We start from the raw sequence: 4271 nt of genomic DNA, 5'->3' as shown, positions 1-4271 counted from the left end.
GACGCCCCGCTCTTTTTGGCTGTCATAACAGAAGAAATATACGTCCTTCTTCTGTCCGCCTTGCCTAGACCACCTCATATCTCATATAGCACCACTGTAGCGAAGTGAGTTGCAAACTCACTTCTACAAGCGGCGCGCAGTCGTCGCTTCGCTTAGACTGCGGCCAGCGAAACCAGTCTCTATTGCTGCGAAGACTCCACCGCCTCCAGTACCAGTGCTACCCGGCTCGGCACGTACAGGCTGAGTTGGTGCTCGAAGGTCTCGTACACGTAGGACTCATCGGGCCGGTCGAAGCCGCCGAAACGGCTGTTGTCGGACGATAGGATGACGTGGTACTTGCCCTCTTTCGTGACCCAGAAGCGGTAGTCGACTAGGCTATTTTCGACGTGGAAATTGACCACGAACACCAGCCCTGCGCGCTCAAATACCAGCACCTTGTTTTCCTCGTCGTGCTTGAGCAGGTGGGCCGGACCAGCGGCCAGCAGATGGCGCTCGCGGGCCATGTGTACCATGGCTTTATCGAACTCGCCGAGCTGGTGGTACTTCAAGTCGGGATTGTCGCCCAGGCTCCACTGGCGGCGGGCAAAGTGGTAGCTCCAGCCGTTGCCTTCGCGAGGGAAATCGACCCACTCGGGGTGGCCAAACTCGTTGCCGATGAAGGTGAGGTAGCCCTCGCCCCCCGCGGCCAGCGTGAGAAGACGGATGAGCTTGTGCAGGGCCACGCCGCGGGCAGCACCGGGGTCTGGGTCGGCGGCCTGCATGTGGGTGTAGATGCCGGCGTCTATCAGCCAATGTGACAAGGTTTTGTCACCGACCAGCGCCTGGTCGTGGCTTTCGGCGTAGGCAATGGTTTTTTCGCCGGCGCGGCGGTTGGTGAGCGTGTGCCAGAGGTCACCGAGGGGCCAGTTTTCGTCGGGCGTGTGCTTGAGCAGCTTAATCCAGTAGTCCGGAATGCCCATGGCCAGGCGGAAATCGAAGCCCACGCCGCCTTCCTTAATGGGGCGGCACAGGCCGGGCAGGCCGCTCATGTCCTCGGCAATCAGAATGCTGCCCTTCTTGAATTCGTGGGCCAGCGTGGTGGCCAGCTGCAGGTAGAGAATGGCATCCTCGTCAGCAGCCGGCCCGAAGTAGTTGTCGTAGCCCATAAAGGCCACGCCCTCGCCGTGGTGGTGGTAGAGCATGCTGGTCACGCCATCGAAGCGGAAGCCGTCGAAGTGATATTCTTCAAGCCAGAAGCGCACGTTGCTGAGCAGAAACTGCTGCACCTCGGGGCGGCCGTAGTCGAAGAGCTTGCTGTCCCAGCCGGGGTGGTTGCCGCGCTCGCCTTTGTGGAAATAGAGGTTGCCGGAGCCGTCGAAATCGGCCAGGCCCTCGGCCTCGTTTTTCACGGCGTGCGAGTGTACGATGTCGAGCAGCACGGCAATGCCACGGCGGTGGGCTTCGTTGATAAGAAACTTCAGGTCTTCGGGCGTGCCGAAGCGGGAGCTGGCCGCAAACAGGTTGGCCACGTGGTAGCCGAAGGAGCCGTAGTACGGGTGCTCCTGCACGGCCATCAGCTGAATGGTGTTGTAGCCGTCGGCCTCGATTCGGGGCAGGATATTGTCGGCAAATTCGCGGTAGGTACCCACGCGACCCTCCTCGGTGGCCATGCCCACATGGGCTTCGTAAATCAGCGGCTCCGGAGCAGCGGTGGCGGTTTTAAACTTCTGATCGGTCCAGGTGAATTCGGTTTCGGGGCGCCAGACCTGCGCGGAGTAGTCCTTGGTTTGCTCGTCTTGCACGGCGCGGCGCAGGGTGGCCGGCAGGCGGTCTTTGCCCCCGGCGGCAGTCACGACGTGCACCTTGTAGCGGCTGCCGTGGGTGAGGCGATTTTGGTATTCAGCATCCGGCAAAAACACTTCCCAAACACCGTATTCCAGCTTCTGCAGGGGGTTGGCCTGGCGGTCCCAGCCGTTGAAATCCCCGACCAGGTACAGCGCGGTGGCCCCCGGCGCCCACTCCCGATACACGTAGCCGCCGCGGCTGGCGTCGTGGTTCAGGCCCAGCTGCTGGTGGGCCGTGGCGTAGTTGGCCAGCGAGCCGTGGTACTGCTCAATCTCGGCCAGCCGGGCCCGGAGCCGGGCCAGCCGCTGCTGCAGCACGGGCTCGAACGGCGCCAGCCAGGGGTCATTTTTAACGAGTGCCAGCGAGGCCCGGCGCGGGGCTTGGGGGGCTGCGGGAGCGGTAGGTTTCGACTTAGCCATGATTGCGGAAGGTTTGCGCCAAAAGTAACGCGTTGGAGCTGCCGGCCCGACAACGGCGGCAGCCGGCCGGTAATTTACTTGCCATCAGCGGCTATTTGGTGCGTGGTGTAGTTACAGCAGCAATCATAACGTTATTTTGCCCAATGATGAAGACTCGTTTTTTTATTGTTCCGCTGGCGCTGCTGCTGGCCTGCTCGGCCGAGCGGCCCGTGACGTCCACTTCGCGGGCCTTTGAAAGCTCCCTGGCCTCGCCGCTGCCGCAGGCCACCGCGCCACGGCTGGCCAACTACGCCATGGTAGTTTCGGCCCACCCGGAAGCTTCCAAAATCGGCACGCTGATACTGCAGCGCGGCGGCAATGCCTACGATGCGGCCGTGGCCGTGCAGTTTGCCTTGGCCGTGGTGCTTCCCGTGGCCGGCAACATCGGCGGGGGCGGCTTCCTGCTCTACCGCGACCGCAACGGCTCGGCCGGCAGCCTCGATTTCCGCGAAACGGCTCCCGCCGGCGCCACCCGCGACATGTACCTCGACAAGCAGGGCAACGTGGTGGAGGGCCTGAGCACGGCCGGCCCCCTGGCGGTGGGCACGCCCGGCACCGTGGCCGGCATGGTGGTGCTGCACAAGCAGTTGGGCAAACTCTCGTGGCCGGCGTTGGTGCAGCCGGCGGTGGCGCTGGCGGCCAAAGGCTTCCCGCTCACGGTGAAAGAGGCCGCGGGCCTCAACCGCACCCGCGCCGATTTCCAGAAGTATAACCCTGGCAGTACCCCCGCTTACCTGCGCCCCGGTGGCGGCGACTGGCAAGCCGGCGACACCTTGCGCCTGCCCGAGCTGGCCCGCACCTTGTCGCGGGTACGTGACCAGGGCCGGGCGGGCTTCTACCGCGGCGAAACCGCCCGCCTGCTGCTGGCCGAAATGAAGCGCAGCGGCGGCCTGGTGAGCCAGAAAGACCTAGATAGCTACCAGCCCAAGTGGCGCGAGCCGCTGCGCGGCCGCTACCGCGACTACGACGTGATTACGATGCCGCCGCCCAGCTCCGGGGGCATTGCTCTGCTGCAAATGCTGCAAATGCTGGAGCCAATCGACCTGGCCCAAACCGGCTACCACACCCCCATGGCCGTGCACGACATCACCGAAGTGGAGCGCCGCGTTTACGCTGACCGTGCCACCTACCTCGGCGACCCGGACTTTGGCTTTGTGCCGGTGCAAAGGCTGCTAGATGTGGACTACAACCGCCAGCGCGCGGCCACCATCCGGCCTGACGGCCGGGCCACGCCCAGCTCGGAGGTAACCGCCGGCAAAGGCCTACCTGGCTACGAAAGCAACGAAACCACGCACTACAGCATCATCGATGCCTTCGGCAATGCTGTGAGTTGCACCACTACCCTCAACGGGGCCTACGGCAGCAAAGTAGTGGTGCCCGGCGCGGGCTTTCTGCTCAACAATGAGATGGATGATTTCAGCTCCAAAGCCGGGGTGCCCAATGCCTACGGCCTGGTGGGCGGCACCGCCAACGCCATTGCGCCCGGCAAGCGCATGCTCAGCAGCATGACGCCCACCATCCTCACCCGCAACGGCAAAGTGGCGCTGGTGGTGGGCTCGCCGGGCGGCAGCACCATCATCACCAGCGTGCTGCAAACCATCCTGGGCGTGGTCGACTATGGCCTCAATGCGCAGCAGGCCGTGGCAGCCCCGCGCCTGCACCACCAGTGGCTACCCGATGTAATCGACGTGGAAGCCGGTGCTCTCCTGCCAGCAGCTCAGGACACCCTACGTGCCCGCGGTTACCACCTGAACCCCCGCTTGCCATGGGGCCGGCTCGACATCATCCGCGTGCTACCCGAAGGCAAGCTGGAAGGCGGCGCCGACCCGCGCGGCGACGACACGGCGCTGGGCTACTAGCAACAAAAAGAACGTCATGCTGAGCGAAGGCGAAGCATCTCGTCCGCGCCATCTGTCATGCTGACGAAGGAAGCATCTTATCAGGTGCGAACGAATCGTTGAGCCGTGATAAGATGCTTCGCTGCGCTCT

At 63.7% G+C, this 4271-nt stretch carries 2 protein-coding genes; one reads left to right on the top strand and one right to left on the bottom strand.

Annotated elements, in window-relative coordinates; translation table 11 throughout:
• Positions 1-179: 179 nt before the first annotated feature.
• On the bottom strand, positions 180-2243 hold the full coding sequence (locus tag LJ738_RS21050; protein WP_227788323.1) for an alpha amylase C-terminal domain-containing protein: 2064 nt from the start codon (positions 2241-2243) through the stop codon (positions 180-182).
• Between the two features lie 143 nt (positions 2244-2386).
• Between LJ738_RS21050 and ggt the strand changes: the two genes are divergently transcribed.
• Complete coding sequence (gene ggt / locus LJ738_RS21045; RefSeq protein WP_317206820.1) at positions 2387-4141, top strand: gamma-glutamyltransferase; 1755 nt, start codon at positions 2387-2389, stop codon at positions 4139-4141.
• The last annotated feature ends 130 nt before the right edge of the window (positions 4142-4271 follow it).

Source organism: Hymenobacter plasmatis (assembly GCF_020711255.1).
Classification (GTDB): domain Bacteria; phylum Bacteroidota; class Bacteroidia; order Cytophagales; family Hymenobacteraceae; genus Hymenobacter.
The sequence above is the reverse complement of the archived record's forward strand: the minus strand, read 5'-3'. Positions and strand labels throughout refer to the sequence as shown.

Coding starts and splice junctions, on each gene's coding strand:
- ggt (WP_317206820.1), top strand. CDS start 2,387: ATGATGAAGACTCGTTTTTTTATTGTTCCGCTGGCGCTGCTGCTGGCC.
- LJ738_RS21050 (WP_227788323.1), bottom strand. CDS start 2,243: ATGGCTAAGTCGAAACCTACCGCTCCCGCAGCCCCCCAAGCCCCGCGC.